This is a genomic window from Sporichthyaceae bacterium, from assembly GCA_036493475.1.
Lineage (GTDB): Bacteria > Actinomycetota > Actinomycetes > Sporichthyales > Sporichthyaceae > DASQPJ01.
The window spans coordinates 1-3,366 of the sequence record DASXPS010000038.1 but is presented as its reverse complement, the minus strand read 5'-3'; the positions used below and the strand labels follow the sequence as shown (position 1 = coordinate 3,366).

The following is a 3,366-nucleotide window of genomic DNA, read 5'->3' as shown; positions in this document are numbered from 1 at the left end:
CCCGAGGAGATCACCCAGTGACCACCGCGTTGCCCATCGCGGACTCGCATCGCTCGCCATTCGCCGGCGTCGATGTCTGTCAGCAGGCCGGGTTCACCCTCCCGCGGGGAACCCGACGGCCGGGGTTCGACGACGATCGGTGGGACTTCACGCAGGTGGTCGGGCTGCCAATCCAGATGAGCCCGGCCGTGCGCCGGTTCGACTTCACCACGATCACCAACCTCGGGTGGCGGCTGGTCGCCAAGGAACAGGCCATGGCGATGCTCGCACCCCGCCACGAGGCAGTCGCGCAGCTCCCACGCGCCTACCGCACGCCGCTGCACCTGCTGAGCGTGTCCGGGCGGCTCGCGGAACTGACTCGATTCTTCAACTGGCTCACCGACCAGGGCATCGGCAGTCTCGGCGAGCTCGACAGTGAGCTCTGCGAGCGCTACCTGCACCACCGGCGCTACCTGCTCGACGAGCGCGACGTGGTCGTGGGCGAGCGCAGCCCCGGGACCCGCCGGGCAGCCGCCCAAGCGGTCGTGGACCTGGTCAACCATCGCGAGCTGTTCACCACCGACCGCGTCCCGCACGACCTGCGTCCCTGGAGCGGTGCCGCGCCGTCGGCCGTCGCGGAAATGCCCAACGGCCGTGGCCAGAACAAGACCCCGCCGCTGGATGGCAGGGTGCTGCGGCCCCTGCTGGCCGCCGCCACCTACCTGACAACCATCCTCGCTCCGCACGTGGTCGAGCTCGCCGGCGACCTTCGCGGAACCGGGCCGGCGCCGCGGGTGCAGCCGCAACCGGTCGACGCCGACCTCGCGTCGCTGGCACCCGTGCAGCGCATCGCCGCGATCCTCAACCAGTACGTCGAATCTGGGCGGCCGCTGCCCCAGCTGGCCGATCACGTCGTGGAACGTCGCCTTGCCCGAGGCTGGGAGCCGCACGATCCACTGCTGAGGATGAACTGGGACCCGATCGCCCGCCAAGCCGGCTACTGGCGGATGACCCAGCAGTGGGCGACCCCCCTGCGTCAAGCCGGTGTCGATGCTGTCGCGGCGGTGGGGATAGCCAAGGGCTGGGCCCGCGACGCCACCCCGGTGACAAAGGCCAGCGGCGACGGGCACGTGCCATGGACAACCCCGCTGAGCTGGGTCGAAGCCGACGCCCTGGTCGGCATCGTTCGGACCGCCGCGATAACCCTGCTGGCGGCCGTGTCTGGGATGCGGGCCGGTGAGCTGATGGAGCTGCGCATCGGCGCATGTCGCCCGCCCGAGCACTACGGTGACGGTCTGGTCCGTTACCGGCTGGCCAGCAAGGTCGTCAAAGGACAGCCGCTGGGCGGCACCGACGACGAATGGGTCGTGATCGAACCCGCCTACCAGGCGGCGCTGCTTCTCGAGCAACTCCACGACAACCCCGAGGCCGGGGCGCCATTGCTGGGCAGGTTCGCCTTCGACATCCGCCACAAGTGGTTCCGCGCCTGGGTCAACGGCCCCGCCGGGCAACGCCTCGGGCTCGCCCCGATCCCCGAACACCCCACGAGCCTGCGCGCTCTGCGTCGCACGCTAGCGCTCGAGCTGGCCTACCGGCCCGGCGGCGTGCTAGCCGCGAAACTGCACCTCAAACACATCGCCGTGGCCACCACCGAGGGCTACGCCTCCCGACCCGGCGGCGCGCAGGCCGAACTGCTGGCCGAGGTCAACAAACACGAAGCCGACCGCAACCTCGAGTTGCTCTGGGCCGAGTTCCGCAACTACCAGCACGGTGTCCTGCCCGCCGGGCCCGGTGCCCAGGAGCTGACCGAGTTCTTCGCCCACATCGACGGCAAACTCGACGCCGCCGCGTCACCGAAGGTGCAGCGCAACAACCGGGAAGTGCTCAACCTGCTCACCAAACGCGCCCGCACCCTGCACCTGGGGGCGGCGAACTACTGCTGGTTCACCGATCCCTCCAGGGCGCTCTGCCTCAAGCTCGCCGGCACCCCGAACGCCGACCGGCCGCTGGCCGGGATGTGTGACTCGGCCCGCTGCCCGCAGGCCACCCACCACACATGTCACCGGCCCGTCTGGGCTGAGCACGTCCAACAGACCACCACGTTCCTCGGCGAACTCGGATCGACCCGCAAGACAGAACGCGCCCGCCTGCAGACCGACCTCGACCGAGCACAACGCGTCCTCGACGCCATCGACCACGCCATCGATACCGCCGACACCCGCACCGAGAACAAGGAGTAGCAGTGCGGATCACCGCATCTCAGCGCCAAGCCAACGAGACCCGCATCCGCGCCGCCATCGACCGGCTCCTACGCGGAGAGATCCCCGCCAACGGCCGCTGCGACGTCAAAACCCTCGCCCACGAAGCCGGCGTGGACCGCACCGCCTTCTACGGAAACCGCCCCTACGCCCACCTACGCGTCGAGTTCGAACAACGCCTCGCCATCCGCCAACGCGCCACAGGCGAGCGCCCCGACCCGCGCGACCACCAGATCGACCGCCTCAAGACCGAGATCACCGCACTCAAGCGCCGCCTCGAACGAGCCAGCAGCAGCCTCGATGAGCTCAGCGACTTCCGCTCACGGGCCCTCGCTCAACTGGCCGCCCAACACGACGAGATCACCCGGCTACGCGTCAGCACCGCCGCAGCCAGCAAGGTCACACCGCTCCGGCGGTCAGCCAACCTCCTCGGACCCTGCAACTGAGGCCGACAGCATGCACACGACCGAGTGGTCCCACGACGATCCAAACTGGCCGAAACGCAACACCGACCTTCGCCCGGGTGGCGAACGCGCAGCCCCCACTTCGCCTGCTCAATCGCCACACGAACTCCACCGCACACGCCAACTGCGGAGAGAAGCCACACATTCGCCAGCAATGTGCTGGAAGCAGGGGGCGCGCTGGACGAGGCGCAGTCGCTACTCGGACACGCAGTGCCGAGCAGTACGCAGGTTTACCTGCATCCCTCGCATGACCGACTCCGAGCCGCGATTGATCGGGTCGCGGCGACGCTGGCGAATCAGCGGGAGGTGCTGTGGTGACCGCGGGCCTAGCTCGCGTCGTCGAGCCGATCCCTGATGAGGTCGCTGAGCTTCGAGGTCACCTGGACGCGGCCTTCCTCATCACCGCTGGCTGGGATCCGCGTACGGGGGTGCTCGCCCCGCCCACCGATCACCCGTTGCTGGGGTTTCGGCCGTGCCAGGTCCATGGCTGCGCAGGTGAGGCCGGGATCTCCGATGGGTTGTGCGCGGCCTGTCGTGGCAACTTCCGGCGCAGCCATGTCGGTATGTCCGAGTTCCTCGCCGCGGGGCCGACCCGGACGCGACATTATGGTGAATTGATCTGCGCGGTGAGCGGTTGTCCGCGGCCGGCGCGCAACCATCGGCTC

3 protein-coding genes are annotated in these 3,366 nt (G+C 69.2%); all 3 read left to right on the top strand.

Annotation, left to right across the window (positions count from 1 at the left end; all coding sequences use genetic code 11):
- Nucleotides 1-2,219, top strand: a 2,219-nt coding sequence (locus tag VGJ14_04430) for a hypothetical protein (protein HEY2831648.1), incomplete at its 5' end; no start/stop codon positions are given.
- Between the two features lie 2 nt (nt 2,220-2,221).
- The gene (locus tag VGJ14_04425; protein ID HEY2831647.1) at nt 2,222-2,683 is read left to right on the top strand and encodes a hypothetical protein; all 462 of its coding nucleotides are present in this window, start codon (nt 2,222-2,224) and stop codon (nt 2,681-2,683) included.
- Nucleotides 2,684-3,012: 329 nt separating this feature from the next.
- The coding region (locus VGJ14_04420; GenBank protein ID HEY2831646.1) for a hypothetical protein at nt 3,013-3,366 on the top strand (354 nt) is incomplete at its 3' end.